Source organism: Vibrio sp. R12-SG2-ISO1 (assembly GCF_059834045.1).
Map to the genome: position 1 here is coordinate 41,800 of NZ_JCBDGO010000005.1, position 18,651 is coordinate 60,450.

General features: G+C 49.8%; 17 protein-coding genes and 2 pseudogenes. 5 read left to right on the forward strand and 14 right to left on the reverse strand.

The window, feature by feature from the left end; all coding sequences use genetic code 11:
- Positions 1–67: 67 nt before the first annotated feature.
- The 3 genes from AC6R10_RS04530 to AC6R10_RS04540 form a co-directional block, all read right to left on the reverse strand.
- The gene (locus AC6R10_RS04530; RefSeq protein ID WP_500671594.1) at positions 68–1,273 is read right to left on the reverse strand and encodes an MFS transporter; all 1,206 of its coding nucleotides are present in this window, start codon (positions 1,271–1,273) and stop codon (positions 68–70) included.
- Between the two features lie 11 nt (positions 1,274–1,284).
- Positions 1,285–1,518, reverse strand: coding sequence for a hypothetical protein (locus tag AC6R10_RS04535; RefSeq protein ID WP_500626795.1), 234 nt, complete (start codon positions 1,516–1,518; stop codon positions 1,285–1,287).
- A gap of 84 nt (positions 1,519–1,602) precedes the next feature.
- Positions 1,603–2,028 carry a rhodanese-like domain-containing protein gene (locus AC6R10_RS04540; protein WP_500671595.1) on the reverse strand — a complete coding sequence of 142 codons (426 nt, stop codon included), beginning with the start codon at positions 2,026–2,028 and terminating at the stop codon, positions 1,603–1,605.
- 125 nt (positions 2,029–2,153) lie between these two features.
- Here AC6R10_RS04540 and AC6R10_RS04545 point away from each other — a divergent pair, with 125 nt between their 5' ends.
- Together AC6R10_RS04545 and norR are read left to right on the forward strand one after the other, a co-directional pair.
- Positions 2,154–3,146 (forward strand): helix-turn-helix domain-containing protein, encoded by a 993-nt coding sequence (locus AC6R10_RS04545; protein WP_500671596.1) that lies wholly within the window; start codon positions 2,154–2,156, stop codon positions 3,144–3,146.
- A gap of 80 nt (positions 3,147–3,226) precedes the next feature.
- Positions 3,227–4,765: a nitric oxide reductase transcriptional regulator NorR gene (gene norR / locus AC6R10_RS04550; protein WP_500671666.1), complete on the forward strand. Its 1,539-nt coding sequence runs from the start codon at positions 3,227–3,229 to the stop codon at positions 4,763–4,765.
- A 54-nt stretch (positions 4,766–4,819) separates the two neighbouring features.
- On the opposite strand, the gene AC6R10_RS04555 is transcribed toward norR, so the two are convergent.
- The 3 genes from AC6R10_RS04555 to AC6R10_RS04565 all read right to left on the reverse strand — a co-directional run bounded on the left by AC6R10_RS04555 (position 4,820) and on the right by AC6R10_RS04565 (position 7,571).
- Complete coding sequence (locus AC6R10_RS04555; protein WP_500671597.1) at positions 4,820–5,293, reverse strand: peroxiredoxin; 474 nt, start codon at positions 5,291–5,293, stop codon at positions 4,820–4,822.
- An 87-nt stretch (positions 5,294–5,380) separates the two neighbouring features.
- Entirely contained in the window at positions 5,381–6,346 is a 966-nt protein-coding gene (locus AC6R10_RS04560; protein ID WP_500671667.1) for a succinylglutamate desuccinylase/aspartoacylase family protein, read from the reverse strand.
- Between the two features lie 46 nt (positions 6,347–6,392).
- Positions 6,393–7,571: an MFS transporter gene (locus AC6R10_RS04565; protein WP_500671598.1), complete on the reverse strand. Its 1,179-nt coding sequence runs from the start codon at positions 7,569–7,571 to the stop codon at positions 6,393–6,395.
- A gap of 115 nt (positions 7,572–7,686) precedes the next feature.
- Between AC6R10_RS04565 and AC6R10_RS04570 the strand changes: the two genes are divergently transcribed.
- Entirely contained in the window at positions 7,687–8,181 is a 495-nt protein-coding gene (locus AC6R10_RS04570; RefSeq protein WP_500671599.1) for a GNAT family N-acetyltransferase, read from the forward strand.
- A gap of 4 nt (positions 8,182–8,185) precedes the next feature.
- Here AC6R10_RS04570 and AC6R10_RS04575 read toward each other — a convergent pair whose 3' ends face one another.
- Positions 8,186–8,464, reverse strand: coding sequence for a GNAT family N-acetyltransferase (locus AC6R10_RS04575; RefSeq protein ID WP_487902938.1), 279 nt, complete (start codon positions 8,462–8,464; stop codon positions 8,186–8,188).
- Between the two features lie 171 nt (positions 8,465–8,635).
- Here AC6R10_RS04575 and AC6R10_RS04580 point away from each other — a divergent pair, with 171 nt between their 5' ends.
- The gene (locus AC6R10_RS04580; RefSeq protein ID WP_334552800.1) at positions 8,636–9,373 is read left to right on the forward strand and encodes a flagellar brake protein; all 738 of its coding nucleotides are present in this window, start codon (positions 8,636–8,638) and stop codon (positions 9,371–9,373) included.
- Between the two features lie 61 nt (positions 9,374–9,434).
- Here AC6R10_RS04580 and gltS read toward each other — a convergent pair whose 3' ends face one another.
- Positions 9,435–10,661 carry a sodium/glutamate symporter gene (gene gltS, locus AC6R10_RS04585; protein ID WP_500671600.1) on the reverse strand — a complete coding sequence of 409 codons (1,227 nt, stop codon included), beginning with the start codon at positions 10,659–10,661 and terminating at the stop codon, positions 9,435–9,437.
- A gap of 567 nt (positions 10,662–11,228) precedes the next feature.
- Between gltS and AC6R10_RS04590 the strand changes: the two genes are divergently transcribed.
- Complete coding sequence (locus tag AC6R10_RS04590; protein WP_500671601.1) at positions 11,229–12,149, forward strand: polyprenyl-phosphate transporter; 921 nt, start codon at positions 11,229–11,231, stop codon at positions 12,147–12,149.
- 62 nt (positions 12,150–12,211) lie between these two features.
- On the opposite strand, the gene AC6R10_RS04595 is transcribed toward AC6R10_RS04590, so the two are convergent.
- The 6 genes and pseudogenes from AC6R10_RS04595 to putA all read right to left on the reverse strand — a co-directional run bounded on the left by AC6R10_RS04595 (position 12,212) and on the right by putA (position 18,592).
- On the reverse strand, positions 12,212–12,688 hold the full coding sequence (locus AC6R10_RS04595) for an Lrp/AsnC family transcriptional regulator (RefSeq protein ID WP_500671602.1): 477 nt from the start codon (positions 12,686–12,688) through the stop codon (positions 12,212–12,214).
- Positions 12,689–12,757: 69 nt separating this feature from the next.
- Positions 12,758–12,991 (reverse strand): hypothetical protein, encoded by a 234-nt coding sequence (locus AC6R10_RS04600; protein ID WP_334552808.1) that lies wholly within the window; start codon positions 12,989–12,991, stop codon positions 12,758–12,760.
- Between the two features lie 166 nt (positions 12,992–13,157).
- On the reverse strand, positions 13,158–14,645 hold the full coding sequence (gene putP, locus AC6R10_RS04605; RefSeq protein WP_487902934.1) for a sodium/proline symporter PutP: 1,488 nt from the start codon (positions 14,643–14,645) through the stop codon (positions 13,158–13,160).
- Between the two features lie 72 nt (positions 14,646–14,717).
- A pseudogene (locus AC6R10_RS04610) lies at positions 14,718–15,254 on the reverse strand (1-pyrroline-5-carboxylate dehydrogenase); the annotation flags it as partial.
- A gap of 101 nt (positions 15,255–15,355) precedes the next feature.
- A pseudogene (locus AC6R10_RS04615) lies at positions 15,356–15,440 on the reverse strand (1-pyrroline-5-carboxylate dehydrogenase); the annotation flags it as partial.
- Between the two features lie 2 nt (positions 15,441–15,442).
- The gene (putA, locus tag AC6R10_RS04620; RefSeq protein WP_500671603.1) at positions 15,443–18,592 is read right to left on the reverse strand and encodes a bifunctional proline dehydrogenase/L-glutamate gamma-semialdehyde dehydrogenase PutA; all 3,150 of its coding nucleotides are present in this window, start codon (positions 18,590–18,592) and stop codon (positions 15,443–15,445) included.
- Positions 18,593–18,651 lie beyond the last annotated feature (59 nt).

The following is an 18,651-nucleotide window of genomic DNA, read 5'->3' on the forward strand; positions in this document are numbered from 1 at the left end:
CCCATTCAATACGCAGTTTCTACCATTATGGATTAGTTTAAGCTTTGGATTAGGTTGAACGGGCGGATTAGCTCGCAGCGGCCAATCTTGCCACAGGCTTGTCGTTGATCGGCAAATGAATCAATGCCGCAGCAAAAGCCAAGACCACGGTCGACCACCAAATCGGATCGTAAGAGCCATAGTAGTCATAAATTCGACCGCCTACCCACGCGCCAAGAAAGCTACCGACTTGGTGGCTGAAAAACACCAACCCATACAAGGTGGAAAGGTATTTCGCGCCAAAGATCTGCCGAACTAACCCCGACGTCAGCGGCACAGTCCCTAGCCATACAAAGCCGATCGCCCCACCAAAAAGCGCCGCCGTCGATTCGGTAACAGGCAAAGTGACAAACCCCGCGATGACTATAGTGCGCATAACGTACAAAGCCGCCATCACGTGGCGCTTGCTGAATTTATCACCCAGCACGCCCCAAAAGTACGAACCAAAAATATTGAAGATACCGACATACGCCAGCGCCATCGCCGCCGTAGACGCAGGCAGGGCTTTATCAGCCAAGTAACTGGGCAAATGGGTTGCAATGAACATCACATGAAAACCACAAACAAAGAAACCACCATGGATCAGCCAATACCCCTTGTGGGAGAAGGCTTCTTTCAGTGCCTGTTTAAGGTTTTGATCATCCGCCACCTGAGTGGTCGCCGCACTCGTTTTAGGCGTTTTCATAAACAGAGCAAAAGCCACCATAGTAGAACAGAGCAGCGCAAATACCTGCATCGCGCCTTGCCAGCCAAAATCAGACAGCAAAGCTTGAGCGCCCGGGATCATCGCAAACATGCCAAACGAGCCCGCGGCGGTCGTCAATCCAAACGCTTTGGCCGCGTGCTGTGCGGGGACCACTTTGGCGACGGCCCCGAGCACAATCACATAACTGGTTGCACTAAGGCCAAGGCCAACCAACACACCCAATGAGAGATACAACACGCTAGGCGCAGTGGCGATCGAGGTCAAATAAAGCCCCAATCCATAAGCCAGAGCGCCACCGACAATAATACGTTTGGCGCCGAAGCGATCAGCGGCCATACCAACAAACGGCTGAAACGCACCAAATAGCAGGTTTTGTAGGGCAATCGCGAAACTAAAAAACTCTCGACCGACCGTAAAATGCTCTGAAATAGGCATCATAAAAATGCCGAACGATTGGCGAATACCCAAACAGATGATGAGAATGGCAATGCCCAGCCAAACCATCAATGGAAATCGAAATACACTCATTATTGTTGCCCTTAATGATGGTGGTGAGAATGACTATTGCCGTGACTTGATGCACGTGAGTCTTGGCTTGAAGCATCATCGAACTCAAGATCTTGTCCATGACACCCCAGTGCCATCGCTTGTTCGGCCAGCGTACTAAGTAAAGAAGGGGAATGGTGAACACCCACCAAGACAAGCACAAGCACTAAGGTCATTCTCACAAGTTGAGCACTGAGTGATTGCGATAAAAGGGATGAAAAAAGCATACGTTTCAGCCTCAGTGACAGTAAAAAGAGCGCGGAGTGTAGAGCGCCGCGCGCCATGACTCAAATGACATTTCTACACTCATGTTATGCATAAGATGCATTTTTCTGCTCGCTCCTCGAACCCGTGACCAGAGCAAAGCCTTCATCCTGCCAACCTGTTACCCCACCAATCATCTTTTTCACTGGCCTGCCGAGGCGAGCCAAACGAACGGCGGCTTTTTCAGTGCCATTGCAGTGTGGCCCTGCGCAATACACCACAAACAGCGTGTCTTGCGGGTAGTGAGCCAACGTACGTTCATTCAATCGAGCATGGGGAATCGATACCGAGCCCTCAATATGCCCTGCGTCAAACAGCGCCTCACCGCGCACATCGATAAGAACGAAATCTTGTAATCCGTTACTTATCGCATGGTGCACGTCCCAGCAATCGGTCTCAAACTGCATTAACGACTCAAAATGGCGCAACGCTGCCTCACTGCTCGCTGCCGGTACTCTTGATACTGCGCTCATGGCTCTCTCCCTAGTTTATTGAGGTTAGCATCATTATCCGCACAAATTATTGCCCTTACCACTGGCTTAAACGCCAATATGCGATAATAATAAGCCAAAAGCAGCGATCAGGTGGGAGGCAAATAATGAGCACTGACAAACAGGGATCCACTGCAAAACCCTGCGCACATCAGACCAAAACAGTGCGCGTTGCGATATTGGCCCATCAGCACGTGACTTTATTTGAGCTCTCCTGCGCGGTTGAACTGTTTGCCCTACCAAGACCTGAGTTTAAAGAGTGGTACGATACCCAAGTCATCACACTGGAAGACGCGCCAATTCAGACCACAGGCAACATGACCTTGGTCACTGAGTCGGCAAGCTCGCTTGAGCCGTTTGACACCTTGATCATTCCCGGTTGGCCAACAGGGGATGACACCATCCCACCGCTGATTGCGAAAGAAGTAACGCGTTTTGTTAACGCAGGTAAGCGAGTGCTGTCTCTATGCTCTGGCTCATTTTTGCTGGCCAGATTGGGGCTGCTCACCGGTAGAAAAGCCACCACGCATTGGATGTACGAGAGCAAGTTTCGTGAACAATTTCCCGATGTGGACTATCAATCGGACGTGCTGTATGTGTTGGAGGGGCAAATAGGCTGCGCCGCTGGCAGCGCTTCTGCGCTCGATTTAGGACTGGCGATCATACGCGAAGATTTTGGTTACCAAATCGCCAACCATGTCGCAAAGCGCTTGGTTGTCTCCTCACATCGCACCGGCGGACAAGCACAATATGTCGAAACGCCCATGCTCAAAGTGCCGAGCTCGTTTTCCAACGCCGTTGAGTGGGCGAATGAACACCTCAGTCAAGCCATCAGCGTCGACGAATGGGCAAACCACGCCAATATGTCGCGGCGCACGTTTGATAGAAAGTTTCGCTCAAGCTTCAACCTCTCCCCTAAAGCCTGGCTTATTAAGCAGCGTATTGAACGCGCCAAAGGGTTATTGGAAACCGAGCCGCTAAGCATTGAGCAACTTGCCCAACAATCGGGGTTCGACAGCGCCGTCACGCTGCGCCACCACTTCCGTCGTTTAGTCGGCGTGTCGCCTCAGCAGTATCGGGAGAAGTTTAAACTGGGCTAAACAACCCAATGACATTGTTGATGTTAAAACAACATCGCAGTGCTACACTTCCTGCATGCCGATATGACAAAATGACAACCATGCAAGATAAACTCAATCGCGTTTTACTCGATATTGCCCTTAACCTCAGTTCTAGCCAAAACAGTGAACGTCAATATCAAGTCTTAATTGACGGTGTTGATCGTGTCTTTCCCTGTGATGCGAGTGCGCTGTTTATTCTCGATCAGGATGGGCTGCTAACACCCGTCGCGGTAAAAGGCATAGCGGCGAGCATCTTTGGTCGCCGTTTCTATCCGAAAAACCACCCTAGACTTCAAGCCATCATGCAAAGTACCTCCCCGGTGCGTTTTGATGCTCAATGTGAGTTGCCCGACCCGTTCAGCGGAATCATGCTCAGCGCAGAGAATGATTTGGATGTCCATGACTGCATGGGGTGCAGCTTGTATGTGGAGGGGCAATTGGTTGGCATCTTAACTTTAGATTCACTCACGGTCGGCGCGTTTGACAGCATCGATGTTGTCACGGTTGAAACCTTTGCCGCGCTCGCGGCGGCGACACTACGTAATATCTCGCAGATGAATGCGCTCAAAGCGCAAAATCAGAAACAGAAGTCGGTGACGCAGACGCTCATCCAGCAAGCACGATCGCAGACGGGTGAGATGATGGGCATCAGCCCCCAAATACGCCAGCTAAAAACCAACATCTCAACCGTGGCGCAGTCGGATTATGCCGTGCTGATCACCGGAGAAACGGGGGTGGGTAAAGAATTGGTGGCGCACAGTGTCCACGCGCAAAGTCATCGCGCAGACAAACCGATGATTTACGTCAACTGCGCCGCCTTGCCAGAAGGATTGGCTGAAAGCGAATTGTTTGGTCATGTCAAAGGCGCTTATACCGGAGCCAGCCAGCACCGCGCGGGGAAATTTGAACTGGCCGATGGTGGCACGCTGTTTCTCGATGAGGTCGGAGAACTGTCGTTAACGCTGCAAGCCAAACTATTGCGTGTTCTCCAACAAGGTGAAGTGCAACGCGTCGGCAGCGATCAACGTTTGCTGGTCAATGTGCGCATCATCGCCGCCACCAATCGCGATCTAGAAAAGGCGGTCAATGCGGGTCATTTTCGCGCCGATCTATTCCACCGCTTGAACGTTTTTCCTATTGACGTTCCTCCGCTTCGCAAACGCGAAGGCGATATTGCGGTGCTAGCGGGGTATTTGTTGGAGAAGGTTCGCAGCCAGTTCCACATTCCTAATTTGCACCTGCATCCCAAATCCATTCTCTTGCTGGAAAAACAGACCTGGCCAGGAAACGTCCGAGAGCTAGAACATACCCTCACGCGAGCGGCCCTGCGCTGCATTCAGCAGCAGCAACATATTATTCAACCGAGCCATTTTGACACTGGGCTAACCACCTACAACACCGCATCACAACCGCACTTTTTACCCAAAGAGAGCCAGCCAATGCGCGAGCTTGTCGAGGCCTATCAAAAAGATCTGATTGTTCATGCGCTTGACGTCACCAACGGCACTTGGTCAAAAGCAGCCGAGTTTCTTCAAATGGATCGCGGAAATTTGTATCGGATGGGCAAAAAGCTTGGGGTGATGGTGCAGGGGAAATGAAAGGCGTGTAAAAAATGGCCCGCAATGCGGGCCATCGTTCAATAAGGGCGTTGATTACAGCGAGTCGAGAATTGCTTCTGCGCTGCTTACCTCAAACTTACTCGGCTCTTCAACGTTGAGTTGGGTGACAACGCCATTGTCGATCACCATCGCATAGCGTTGTGAACGCAGACCACCGAATGAAGCGGTATCTTTCTCAAGCCCTAACGCTTTGGTGAAGCTTGCATCACCATCGCCCAGCATCATAATTTCGGTGGCGTTTTGCGCTTCGCCCCATGCGTGCATCACAAAGGCATCATTGACGGAGACACAAGCAATCAAGTCAACGCCTTGCGCTTTGATCTTGTCTGCGAGCACAACGTAACCGGGAAGGTGCGCTTCAGAGCAGGTTGGCGTAAATGCGCCAGGTACTGCAAACAGAACCACTTTTTTACCTGCGAATAGTTCAGAAGTTGAGTGTGACACCATTCCATCGCTCGTAAGCTCACTCAGTACCGCTTCTGGAATAGTTTGGCCGATCTCTATCATGGTGACGTTTCCTATGTCATGGGTTTTACTCATCATAGCGGTGAATAGCCAGATTAACCACGGGTAGATTCTAGGGGTATTACACCCTCAGCAAATCAAGCGCACGACAAGTGACCCCGGCGCACGAACTGCTTCAACATTGTGGCTGATCACAGTCCCCGAGACTGGCGCGACGTATTCATCCACCACGTCGCCAAAACTGTCATATTGCGTCGCCAGCGACTGACCGACTTCAACTTTGGCCAGCAAAGGCACGTGACATAGGACAAATCCGCCCTGGTTGGCGCGAATACTCACGATCTTTTTCCCTTCCACGCAGTTAGTTTCGCTGCGTGATACGGGTTCATCCAACATCTCATAGGCGCGTAAAATGTTCAGCACGCCTTGCGTCGCTCTTCCAACCATGTCGATGTCGGTGTAGCGCCCAACGCCCACTTCAATCGTAATGGATGGGATCCCCGCGCGGTTGTAGACGGTTTCCAAAATACCCGGGTCACCGGGATCATCAAGAATGACATCAGGATTGACGAGTCTTGCCATCGCAATGGCTTCTTCTAAGCGATAGTCGGCAAACACATACAAAGGATACGCTGAGCCGCTGGTTTGCGAATGCAGATCAATCGCCAGATCTGCGTTGGGTTTGAGCAAGTTTTCCCACAAGCTGAAGGCATAGCGACTGGCATCGTCCCCCTCCGCGCTACCGGGAAACAGACGGTTAAGGTTAGCAGAAGAGCTGTCTGGCGCGGCGGAGTGAAAGTCGCGACTGTGTCGCTCGATACCCGAGAGGTTGACCGTCGGCACTATGGTCACCGTGCCGGCTAACTTTTTGCCCACTAAGGCTCTTGCCAAACTTTGAGCAGTCAAGATGCCATTTTGTTCATCACCGTGAACGCCCGCCGTGATCATGACGCGCTTGCCCGCTTGCTCACCTTTGAACACTCTAACGGGTAAAGTTTGAGCGTGGCCCACCGCGTCGGTCGCCACCGCAAACCACAATTTGTGCTCGCCGGGCGCCAGCGCGTCGACATCCAACGCTTTCAACGTCGGATACATAGGAACGATATTTTGGTTGAGTGAGGTCGCCTCTTGTTTCACAGCGTTAACTCCATCTTAATAGTCGGACTTCATTCCCTTCTTCAGGCTTGGCGGGAATGTTTAAAGATAACAGTAGTGATACCCCTGCCATCGCCGCACCGATATAAAACACCGCGGCGGGAGAGACAAGCCAAATAAAGCCAAAGGTCACTGGAATGACAACCGCAGCAATATGGTTAATCGTAAAGGAGACGCCCGCAGTTGAAGCCATATCAGCAGGGTCGGCAATTTTCTGCAGATAGGTTTTTATCGCCAATGCCAAAGCAAAAAAGAGATGATCAATCACGTACAAAGCGGCGGCCCACTCTGCGCTTTGCACTAATGCGTAGCCGACAAACACGCCAATCAAGCCGACGTATTCAAACATCAAGGCTTTGCGCTCGCCCACATGGCCAATAAAGCGACCAATACGCTTAGCAAATAGGAAGTTAAACAGGTAATTGATCAAAAACAGCATGGTGATATCGGCCGCCGAGTAGCCAAACTTCTCCACCATAAGGAAGCCGGCAAAAACGGTAAAGATTTGGCGACGAGCGCCACTCATAAACGTCAATGCGTAATAGAGCCAGTAGCGTTTGCGCAGCACCAACTTCTTATTTTGCGGAGTTTGTGCTTCAAATTGAGGAAACGCGAACGCCATCCAAGTGACCAACACCAGCCCGACGCCGCCAAACAGCAGGTACACCCATTTAAACTCCATCGCGAACACTTCCAAACACAGCCAAAGCGCGCCGTAGGTAACCAGAGAGGCAAGCGCGCCAACCGATATCAGCTTGCCGAGCATTTCTGGTGCTTCGTCTTTATTTAACCATTGCAGGGAGAGCGACTGTTTTAGAGTTTCAAAATAGTGAAAGCCGGTCGACATCAGTAACGTGGTCATCAATAGGCCAAATAGGGAGGGGAAGAACCCCGTAATCGCGGTGCCCAGTGTTAACGCCACCAAAGAGAGCAACATGAACTTTTGCTCACGGACAAACAGCAAAACAAACACTGCGGTAAACGCTAAGAAACCCGGTATTTCACGCACACTTTGCATTAGGCCGATGTCTGCACCATCGAAATTGGCCTTCTCGATCACAAAGTTGTTTAACAGTGCCATCCAGCTTGAAAAGGCGATGGGTACAACAATAGAAATGAGCAGCAGAAAGTTTTGCGGGGTTTTCCAAGAGGCAGAGCGATTCATAAGCCGTACATGTTGATGTGAAAGAAGTGTTACATTAATCGCAAACTGGCGACTTTACCAGTGCGGAATTCGCCAGTAATGTAGGCCAATCAGTACATAAAGAGTATCAACAAACATGGATATCGTTATTCGCCCAGCCAAACTCAGTGATGCAGAAGCCATTTGTGACATCTACAGCCAGCCTCGCGCACAAGCGGAAACATTGCAGCTGCCCATGCCATCCATTGAGCTCTGGCGTGAACGGTTGGCGAATCAATCTAGCCACCATTACTGCTTTGTCGCTGAGGTGGAGGGTAAGGTGGTCGGCAACATTGGCTTCGAGCACTCAAAGCGGCCAAGAACCCAACATTGTGGCTCATTCGGCATCGGCGTTCATGACCAATACCACGGACTAGGCATAGGAAGTAAGCTCATTGAGTCTGTGATTGATTTGGCCGATAACTGGCTGCAAATCAAACGCATTCAGATTGAGGTCAACAGTGATAACGAACGCGCTATCGCCTGCTACAAAAAGTTTGGCTTTGAGATTGAAGGGCAAGCGCGCTGCTCAGTATTTCGCCACGGTCAGTACATTGATACTTACTATATGGCGAGAATCAAAACCAATTAATATCTCACGCCACTAAATGTTGCCACTCAGGGTGACGCTCAAGATAGTGGACTACGTAGCTGCAGACCGGGTGAATTTTTAGCTTTCGCTCCTCGAATAGGGGAAGGATCGCTTCCATCATAACCTTGCCATAACCTCGCCCTTGCAGCGCGTCAGGCACTTTCGTTGACGTTATGTGGTAGACGTCTCCCACTTTCTGGTAACGAACCAACGCGTACTCTTCCCCTTCAAGGTGAACACGAATTTGACAGTTCGACTCGTCAAAAATCAGCTTCTCCTGCATAGTTACTCCCCAAAATGCTACTTAGCTCATAGTTTTACCGTAAATAGATGTTTGAACAATCCTTCAAGCGTGAATAAAATCTAATACATTCGGAAACATTCTGACATGATTTTCGAAATAATATGATGCCTACCGCAAAAAACAATGATAAGGAGGCACGCAGGAGGCTAGATGACATCACAGGCAGTGTTAAAACAACAACGACATTCAGGTTCGAAAATCAAAGATAAAAATAAATCCATAATTAAGAGCTCGGACGCTCTAGCCATGGTTGAACATGGTGGAGAATTAACCATCGGCATTACGACTCCAGTGGGCACGACATTCCGCTGTAAAACCGCGTTCATCGGTTCGCACTCTGATAACTATGTGTTAGCCGAGTTACCCAAGGTCTCCGACGATGACCTTGACTATTTCTTCCAAGAAGGATTTTGGGCGACAGTGAGAGCCATCTCACCCCGTGGTGAAGGTGCCTTGATCCACTTCCGCTCGCAACTCGTGCACGTCATGGTCTCCCCAGTGCCTATGGTCGCACTTTCCGTACCACAAACCATGGAAGTCACCCAGCTTCGCAAAGAGCCACGCTACGATGTCAACCTCGCGGTCAAAGTGATTGCCGAGTCCCATCGGCTGGACGGAGAAATTCGCGATCTCTCCAAAGGCGGTTGCCGATTCATTACTGCGCCACTGAGTCGTTCATTCCAAGTCGGAGAAGAAGTCTCTCTAAATGTGATGGTGCAAAGTGGGAAAGGGGTTGAATTTCAGCCTTTGTTTGGCAAGATCTGCAATCTTCAGCGCTCACACCATTACTCTCGATATGGTGTTGCCTTTACTGAATTAGGGGCAGAAAACGCGAAAAACCTGCTCGGTAAGCTGAAATTCGATGGTACTAAGCTCACCTTGAGATAAAAACCATTAAAAAAGACCCAGCGTGGTAACACGGCTGGGTCTTTTTTATAGGCTCATTCCACTAACGGATAAAACTGATGTAGCCTTGCAGAATGACCAAATTGACAATATCGATAAAAAACGCGCCGACAATCGGCACAACCATAAAGGCTTGAGGGGATGGGCCAAATTTATTGACCAACGAGCCCATATTCATGACAGCGGTGGGGGTCGCGCCGAGCCCAAAACCACAATGGCCGCCAGCAATCACTGCCGCATCGTAGTTTGCTCCCATCACCTTGAACGTCACGAAATAAGCAAACAGGCCAAGAATCACCGATTGCACGGCCAAAATCAGCAAAAACGGCAGCGCCAAATCAAAGATGTTCCACAACTTTAAACTCATCAGCGCCATCGCCAAAAACAGCGACAACGAAACAGTCCCTAAGATGTCAACGGTTTCGGTGTCCACTTTGTGAGTTTTAGTGACTTCGAGAATATTGGTGATAAACACACCGATAAACAACGCATAAACAAAATCGGGAATCATCAACCAGGAGATCGCCAACTCGCTGACCCACTGCTCTAGGTATTTAGCCCCCGTCACACAGAGCAGTAAGATAAAGAGCACTTCCACCACTTTTTTAGCGTTGACCTTGTCCTCTTCGTACTCGTTGTAGGTGACAAGATCAGGAAACTTCTCGTGCGTGTGGCCGCCACGGCCATATTGAGATTCAATCTGGTGTTTATTAATCAGCTTCTGAGCTACAGGACTGCCAATAATGCCACCAATGATCAACCCAAACGTTGCTGATGCCATCGCGATTTCTAAAGTGTTCGGTAATCCAAAGCTTTCAGAAAAGGTTTGCGACCAAGCCGCCCCTGTGCCGTGTCCACCCGACAAGGTTATCGAACCGGCGATAAGACCCATGAGAGGATCAAGACCAAGCGCGGTCGCCAATGAGATACCTACACCATTTTGAATCACGATGTAAAAAGAGGCGATCGCAAGAAACAAAAAGACCTTCGCCCCACCTTTCATCAATTGGGTATAGTTGGCCGCTAGGCCGACGGTGGCAAAAAACATCAACATGAAGATTTTTTGCAGCGGTAAAGAGAAGATCACATCGACGTGGTTGAAATGCAGCACGGTAATGATGAGCGCCACCACAAGCCCGCCTACAATGGGTTCAGGGATATTAAAGCGCTGCAAGATAGGAAGACGAGCATTGATAAACTGGCCGAGAAACAACACACTGATTGCGACTAAGAACGACTCTAATGGCCCAACGGAGATTATTGGATTCATATCACCTCTTTAACGTTGCTATGCCATCTTCCTTAATGACGTGGGTACTTTTCCTCTAGTGAAACAACTGGATAAAGACGATATCGACTGACAATCGGTCGTAAAAACTACCGTCTTTGTGCAATAAAAGCGGCCATTATGGAGAAAAAAGTGGGGATTTGTCGAGTTTTTCCGGAAAAAAGGCAAAAAAAGAGCCAACCGCAATCGTGCGCTTGGCTTATATGTATTGTGAACAAAATTCATTCACTAACAACGTCAGTTGGCTAGGTGACCCTCGGCTTAAGAAGGGTCAGTGATATAAAAGCATTATGCGTGCCAAGTTTATATTGGCCGTTTTAGCCTGTTGTATCGCACTTCTTATCAGGCTTTGAGTGTATTTTTGCAAAGTGCAATTGCATAATGCAAACAATGTGCATTTCAATAAGAAACTGATCTCTTATATTTAATTTTATCAATGGTGGCTATTGATGTTTTTTCCACATAGTCAGCGCTATACATAGCGCGATAATTTAACTCCAACGCCTTAGGCGTTATACTCTCGCCACACAGAATAAGTGACCATAAACAATGAGCTATTTTTCTACATTTTTAAAAGGGTTAGCGATGGGCGCCGCGGATGTCGTCCCGGGCGTCTCTGGCGGCACTATTGCCTTTATCAGCGGCATTTATGACACACTACTCGAAAGCATTCGACGTATTAACCCAAGTCTAATCGGTGTGGTGAAACGTGAAGGCATCGTCGTGGCGTTTTCTCATATCAATGGCCTTTTCCTCATCAGTTTGTTTGCTGGGGTATTTACCAGCATCGCCACCTTAGCCAAAGTGATCTCTTGGCTGTTAACCTATCACCCTATCCCACTCTGGTCGTTCTTCTTTGGTTTGATCTTAGTGTCAGTGGTACACATGCTTAAGCAGGTGCAACATAGATCGCTCAATCGACTGGTTTTTCTCGCGCTTGGCGTAGGGTTTGCCTACAGCATCACAGTGTTACAGCCCTTGCAGCTTGAACCAACCCACCTCAACGTGTTCTTAGCGGGCACCATCGCCATCTGTGCGATGATTCTGCCCGGTATTTCCGGCAGCTTCATCCTGCTACTTCTTGGCATGTACACGCCAGTACTCGGCGCGGTCAAAACTTTCGATCTGCCTATCCTGGCACTGTTCCTCACTGGGTGTGTGGTCGGCATATTGAGCTTTTCACATCTGTTATCTTGGCTATTGCGACGTTTTCGGGACTTCACTTTGGTCTTTCTGACCGGCCTTATGCTCGGTACACTGCCGAAAATCTGGCCATGGAAAGAGACCATCAGTTGGCGAGTGAACTCGAAGGGCGAACAAGTACCCTTGGTGCAGCACAACCTTTCACCGTTTGAATTTGAAGCGTTAACTGCCCAGTCCTCACAGTGGCTATTGGCGATTGTGCTCATGCTTTGTGCCGTTGGGTTGGTACTAGGATTGGAGAAGCTTTCCGAACGTAATGACGGCTAAGCACAATACTATCTTAAGGTAAAACGGGCTTAAGGAAAAACGGGGCGCTTCAAGCGCCCCGTTTACAATTTCGCGATAAGATCTGGATTGATGCCAAAGCTGGTTTTGTGCTCTTCAATCACCACTTCACTGCGGGTTTGAATCACACCCGGTAATGTCCCCATCTTGCTCGACATGAAACTCTGATAAGCCTTCATGTCTTTCACTCGTACTTTGATCATGGTGTCAAAGTCGCCAGACAAGGAGTAACACTCTTCGATTTCCGGAATATCGGCCACGGCTCGGGCAAATTTATCAAAAATAGAGAAACTGGTTTGATCAAGACGAATATGGATGAAAACCTGGACATCTAAGCCCAACTTTTCTGGGTTGAGTTCGGCATGATAGCCTTTGATATAGCCTTCTTTCTCAAGGCGTTTCACACGATCGGAACAAGGAGAGGTAGTGAGATTCACCTGCTTCGCTAATTCAACAATGGGCAATCGACCCTTAATGTTTAAGGCGCGCAGTATTTCTTTGTCTATTCGGTCTAATTCCATTGCGTCTCCAGTCTCGCTTTGATTCCAATCGAGCTGGATTATACAACGAACATAAATAAAGTCTGAGTCTTACGCCGCTTTTGCGTGGTCGAAATCTCGGTTCGAAGGGACATGGGTCGCTTGGGTGTTGCAGACGCGACAGAAGCTTTGTTGCTCCATTTTCACGTAGTGTGCACCTTTAAAAAGAGTAGAGAAAAAACACGCCAAACTTTTTACGACGGAATCATGGTTTTCATCACATCGTTTCATCACCGCTTTGTGCGCTGTTACCTTATCGCAGCAATGGCAGTACATTTGTGGCATTGTCCTCTCTCCTTTTCTATGCGTTCCATTTAATCGACATAGTTTTAATGACAGAGTTCCGAGTTCTCAAACTTTAGTTTAAAAAATGTGAGCTGTGTACAAATAATAGACTGGAAAATGTCTAAAGCCCTGCGGACAGGGCTTTAGACACTAGAGTGGTGATTGATTAATCAAGGGTTTGCAGCTGTTTCTCATAGTCAGCAAATTGTGCTTTTACTGACTCTTCAGGCTCTGCGCTCAATAGACTCACCATCACGATTGATAGGGTAGAGAACACAATTCCTGGAACGATTTCATACACATCGAACCAACCGCCAGACAATTGCTTCCAAACCACGATTGTCACACCGCCAACAATGATACCCGCCAACGCGCCATTGCGATTCATGCGCGACCAGTACAAGCTCAATACTAATGCAGGGCCAAATGCAGCGCCAAAGCCTGCCCATGCGTAAGAGACCAAACCCAGTACAGAGCTGTCGGGTGTCATCGCCAGTACGAGGGCGACAATCGAAATACCGACAACCGCAACGCGTCCAACCATAACAATCTCTTCAGAGCTGGCATCTTTCTTAAACACTTGTTTGTAGAAATCCTCCGCTAGCGCCGATGAAGACACAAGTAACTGAGAGTCCGCCGTACTCATGATCGCCGCAAGAATCGCGGCCAGTAGGATACCGGCAATCACTGGGTGGAATATGGCGTTAACCAACAACATGAAGATGGTTTCGCCATCATCCACATTTCCACCGGTATTGGTCACGTAAATAAGCCCGACCATCCCCACCAAAAGCGCGCCAGCCATAGATAAGCCTGTCCAGATCACCGCGATACGGCGTGCCGTCGTCAGGTCTTTGTTGCTGCGAGATGCTTTAAAACGCGCCAAAATGTGTGGCTGACCAAAGTAGCCCAAGCCCCATGCCACAAGCGAAATGATCGCGATAGCAGAGAGTGGCTCGCCTTTGGAGTCATTCCACAGTGTCAGGAGTTCCGGGTTGATGCTATTGAGCTGAGCAGCAACATCAGAGAACCCACCCTCCATCGCCACAACGGGAACGATCATTAACGCAGCCGCCATCAACAGCCCCTGAACCAGATCCGTCCAAGAGACCGCTAGGAAGCCACCAAATAATGTGTAAGAGACCACACACACCGTACCGATGATCACCGCCATGGTGTAATCCAAACCAAACACGGTTTCAAACAGTTTTCCGCCCGCGACCAAGCCAGAGCTGGTATAGAAAAGGAAGAACAGCAGAATGAAAAATGCGGAAATCACCTGAATCAATTTTGAGTTGTCATTGAAACGACGTGACAAGAACTCAGGTAGCGTTAGAGAATCGGTTGTAATCGAGTAGGTGCGTAGGCGTTTGGCGTTGATTAGCCAGTTGAGCCATGTCCCGACAAGAAGACCACCTGCCAACCAAAATGCTTCAATACCGGCTGCGTAGGCATAGCCTGGCAAACCCAGCAGTAACCAGCCACTCATGTCGGATGCCCCAGCCGATAGCGCCGCCGGCCAAGGGCCAAGCGAGCGACCGCCCAAAAAATAATCCGACGAATTTTTCGTTCGCTGATACGCAATCACGCCAATCGCCAGCATCATGATCAGATAGGCGATGAACGTTGTTGTAATAGCAAAGCTATTTTCCATCTATATTGTCCTCTTTTAGAATTCGCTTTCCCTAAACATCCTCTTCCTTAGAAGAGGATGTCGCATTTAGGTTTAGTGGCTTTCACTACCGAGCTCGAGCAAGGTAGCGTTACCACCAACAGCAGTTATGTTTATCGTTCTAGTGCGCTCGGTAATAAACCTCAGCGCTAAATGCGGATCCTGCGCCACAGGCAGCGCGGATAGATCCGTCTCCGAAACCAAACTGACAATCGCGCCAGAACGTTTCGCAAGTTGTCGGTTGAGGCGAACAAGCGCCTGCGTTTGACCGACATAACCGATACAGCGTATATCGGATTCCAATAGCTGCGGGTGCGCCTCTAATGGGGCGACCTGCAGCACATGAGTAGGCAGTGATGAGTGAGTGCAGGCGTCTTCTAACACTGTGCACAGTGTGTCGTCATCGCTGCATAAGATGACGCTATTGCCCGCGAGCAACGCCGTCGTCAGTTGCGCAAGCACAGACCACTTCGCTTGTGCTGATTTTTCTTCCTGAATGAGAACCGTCACACCGCGACCTGCAGTGTAGAGCTCGTTAGTCTCTCCGGTTGGGCCAGACAACTCATGGCAATGCGCCAACAGTGATGTCGCACGCGCAAGTTGAAAACGCATGACGTTCAGCCCAGCGTTCCAATCTGCGTCTTCACTAGGGCTTTGTACTTTGCCCATCGCTTCAATCAGTGAGGAAACATCCTCCTTCTTAGAGGCAAAGTCGGTCAGATTCCAATTCTCAAACGCAGAGAGAGCATCGGTATAACGTGTCACTTGATGAATCATGATTATTCTCCTGCCCCTGATGATTGAACGGCCTGCGTGTAATGTGGCTCGGTAAAACGATACAAGTAGTGTGGGCCACCAGCTTTAGGTCCAGTGCCCGATAAACCTTGGCCGCCAAATGGTTGCACACCAACGACTGCGCCAACTTGGTCGCGGTTGATGTAGCAGTTCCCCACCCGAGCGTGCTTTTCGATCCAGCGGTAGGTCGTTTCGTTGCGGCTGTGAATGCCCATCGTCAAACCAAAACCGGTCTGGTTTATTTTCTCTACCACTTGCACTAGCTCACGGGCTTTAAAGCGCACGATGTGCAAAACTGGGCCGAACTGTTCTTCGTTGAGCGCATCAATGGAGTCAATCTCAAACGCAGTCGGAGCGACAAAATCGCCATACTGATGGGTCTCATCCAACGTCAACTGGGCGACAAGCGTTTGTGTCCGCGTCATGGTATCAATGTGTTGATTGAGTTTCGCTTTGGCTTTGCCATCGATCACCGGTCCCACGTCCGTTGAATGTAGATAGGGCGCCGCAACGCGCAGCTCTTGCATCGCGCCTTGAATCAGATTGAAGATGCGATCGGCAATGTCTTCTTGGACATACAAAACTCGCAGCGCACTGCAACGTTGCCCCGCAGAGGCAAACGCCGAGCGAATCACATCGCGCACCACCTGCTCAGGCAAGGCGGTACTGTCGACAATCATCGCGTTCTGTCCACCGGTCTCCGCAATAAACGGTACCGGGTCAACATCGCGCTCCGCCAACGTTTGATTGATGCGTTGCGCCGTCGCAGTCGAGCCCGTAAAGGCAACACCGGCAATAACTTCATGGGAGGTCAACGCGTGACCAATATCGCTACCAAGCCCAGGCACAAGTTGGATAACACCTGCTGGGAAACCGGCTTTAAGCATCAACTCAACGGCACGCGCCGCAATTAAACTGGTTTGTTCAGCCGGTTTGGCGACAACGGTATTTCCGGCAACAAGCGCAGCGGTAACCTGACCAAGAAAAATCGCCAACGGGAAGTTCCAAGGGCTGATGCACACAAAGACACCTCGGCCTACTCGCTCAACCGTTTGAGACTCACCACTTAGAAATGTAGTGGTCATTGGCGCTAGCTCATGAACTTGCTTGGCGTAGTAGCGACAGAAATCAACCGCCTCGCGGACTTCATCAATGCTGTCATGAATAGTCTTACCCGCTTCTTGATGACACAGCGCCACCAGTTCAGGCATGTGGGTTTCTAACAGATCCGCCAACGTCTCCAAGGATTGTGCTCGCTTACTTGCAGGAGTGGCACGCCATGATGAAACATGCTGCGCCGCAACATCAATCGCTTCGGAAACATGATCAAGGTTGGCATACAGTACATGACCGACTTCAATGCGACGATCATAAGGGGCAGTGACTGGCACAGACTGGCCACTTTCCTTGATCATGCTTTCGCTCGGCACTTGACCATTGATAATCGGCCCTGCAAACCATTGGTGAGCTAAGAATTGCTCTACTTGCTGCTCAAACCCCAGTGCTTCACTTTCAATGTCAATATTGATCCCAAGCGAGTTTTTGCGCTCCGGGAAAATCGCGGGCGGCAGAGGAATGCTCTTGTTATCGAAGCTGTCAAAAGCGAGCAGCATATCGACCGGATGTTGTGTCAAAGAGTCAATCGGGCATCGCGCATCGACCAAACGGTGGACAAAAGAGCTGTTGGCGCCATTTTCCAACAAGCGTCTAACTAAATACGGTAACAAGTCTTTGTGACTGCCCACAGGCGCGTAAATGCGCACTGATTGTTGGTAGCTCGCCATCGCGTGGTGATACAGAGCGTCACCCATGCCATGCAAACGCTGAAACTCAAACTCTTTGTGCGGCGCCATCACTGCAATAGCACTAACCGTCTGTGCGTTATGGCTGGCAAACTGAGGGAAAAGTCGACCACGCACCGCGTCACTGAGCAAAAATCGCGCGCACGCAAGATACGCCACATCGGTCGCTTCTTTGCGAGTGTAGACCGGATAGTTGTTATAGCCCGCCTGCTGAGACCACTTGATCTCGCTATCCCAATAGGCGCCTTTGACCAAACGCACCGGAATCATTGCTCCGACTTGTGCCGATAAGCCCGTTAACCACACCAACACAGGCAACGCACGTTTGGAGTATGCTTGAACCACAAGACCAAACTTGCCCCAACCTTTCACCAGATCCGTGCGGTAGATTTTCTCGAACAGTTTCAGTGACAGCTCAAGTCTATCGGCCTCTTCGGCATCAATAGTGATCGCCACATCAAGTTCAACAGCGCGTGACAGAAGCTGCATCACGGTGTCATACAGCTCGCTAAGCACACGCTCTTCGTTCGCCACTTCATAGCGAGGATGAAGCGCGGACAGTTTGATAGAGACCGATGGCGCCGGGCTGGTCTTCAATCCATAGTGATCGCTGCCAACGGCTTCGATCGCCATCAAGTAATCTTTGAAATATTTGTGAGCGTCACTGGTCGTCAGTGCCGCTTCGCCGAGCATATCGTATGAATAGGTGTAACCTTTATCGCGCATGCTGCGGCCATTCTTCTGCGCCTCAGCGATGGTGCGTCCCAAAACAAACTGGTGCCCCATCACCTTCATCGCCTGATGCATCGCCTTGCGAATCACAGGCTCAGAAAGCTTATTGACCAATCGATTTACCGCACTGACTGGGCTTTGCGCTTGTGGCTCAGACAATCCAACGACTTTACCTGTGAGCATTAAGCCCCAAGTTGACGCGTTGACAAAAACAGAATCTGAGTGTTTTAAGTGAGATCTCCAATCGGCGACACTGAGTTTATCGCGGATGAGCGCATCGGCGGTGGCCGCATCTGGGATGCGCATTAACGCCTCTGCCAGACACATCAATAAGATCCCTTCTTGGGTATCTAGACTGTATTCAAGCAGCAGCGCATCAATCATTTGAATGGCTTTTTTGTCTGCGCGAATCTCTTTAATAAGCTGCGTTGTTTTTTCTAGTGTGGCTTGTTTTTCGACTTCTGTTGGCGTGGCCAATGGAAGTAATTGTTCTAACCATTGCGACTCGTCCACCATGTAAAGTGGCGAGATCAACGACCAAAGTTTGTCTAGCGGTTGCTGAACAAACTCGGCGTTTAACACATCCGTTGCTGTAAACATGCGTTTTCCTCAATCTCACACCCGACGTCTGTCGGAAACGGCTCAAAGCGGAGAATGCT

What these genes read in the sequence shown, in the direction of transcription:
- AC6R10_RS04560 (WP_500671667.1), bottom strand. Translation starts at nt 6,346, where the DNA reads ATGTATCCGACGTTGAAAGCGTTGGATGTCGACGCGCTGGCGCCCGGC.
- AC6R10_RS04540 (WP_500671595.1), bottom strand. Translation starts at nt 2,028, where the DNA reads ATGAGCGCAGTATCAAGAGTACCGGCAGCGAGCAGTGAGGCAGCGTTG.
- putA (WP_500671603.1), bottom strand. Translation starts at nt 18,592, where the DNA reads ATGTTTACAGCAACGGATGTGTTAAACGCCGAGTTTGTTCAGCAACCG.
- AC6R10_RS04600 (WP_334552808.1), bottom strand. Translation starts at nt 12,991, where the DNA reads ATGCCACAAATGTACTGCCATTGCTGCGATAAGGTAACAGCGCACAAA.
- AC6R10_RS04565 (WP_500671598.1), bottom strand. Translation starts at nt 7,571, where the DNA reads ATGAATCGCTCTGCCTCTTGGAAAACCCCGCAAAACTTTCTGCTGCTC.
- norR (WP_500671666.1), top strand. Translation starts at nt 3,227, where the DNA reads ATGCAAGATAAACTCAATCGCGTTTTACTCGATATTGCCCTTAACCTC.
- gltS (WP_500671600.1), bottom strand. Translation starts at nt 10,661, where the DNA reads ATGAATCCAATAATCTCCGTTGGGCCATTAGAGTCGTTCTTAGTCGCA.
- AC6R10_RS04530 (WP_500671594.1), bottom strand. Translation starts at nt 1,273, where the DNA reads ATGAGTGTATTTCGATTTCCATTGATGGTTTGGCTGGGCATTGCCATT.
- AC6R10_RS04575 (WP_487902938.1), bottom strand. Translation starts at nt 8,464, where the DNA reads ATGCAGGAGAAGCTGATTTTTGACGAGTCGAACTGTCAAATTCGTGTT.
- putP (WP_487902934.1), bottom strand. Translation starts at nt 14,645, where the DNA reads ATGGAAAATAGCTTTGCTATTACAACAACGTTCATCGCCTATCTGATC.
- AC6R10_RS04535 (WP_500626795.1), bottom strand. Translation starts at nt 1,518, where the DNA reads ATGCTTTTTTCATCCCTTTTATCGCAATCACTCAGTGCTCAACTTGTG.
- AC6R10_RS04555 (WP_500671597.1), bottom strand. Translation starts at nt 5,293, where the DNA reads ATGATAGAGATCGGCCAAACTATTCCAGAAGCGGTACTGAGTGAGCTT.
- AC6R10_RS04595 (WP_500671602.1), bottom strand. Translation starts at nt 12,688, where the DNA reads ATGGAATTAGACCGAATAGACAAAGAAATACTGCGCGCCTTAAACATT.
- AC6R10_RS04545 (WP_500671596.1), top strand. Translation starts at nt 2,154, where the DNA reads ATGAGCACTGACAAACAGGGATCCACTGCAAAACCCTGCGCACATCAG.
- AC6R10_RS04570 (WP_500671599.1), top strand. Translation starts at nt 7,687, where the DNA reads ATGGATATCGTTATTCGCCCAGCCAAACTCAGTGATGCAGAAGCCATT.
- AC6R10_RS04580 (WP_334552800.1), top strand. Translation starts at nt 8,636, where the DNA reads ATGACATCACAGGCAGTGTTAAAACAACAACGACATTCAGGTTCGAAA.
- AC6R10_RS04590 (WP_500671601.1), top strand. Translation starts at nt 11,229, where the DNA reads ATGAGCTATTTTTCTACATTTTTAAAAGGGTTAGCGATGGGCGCCGCG.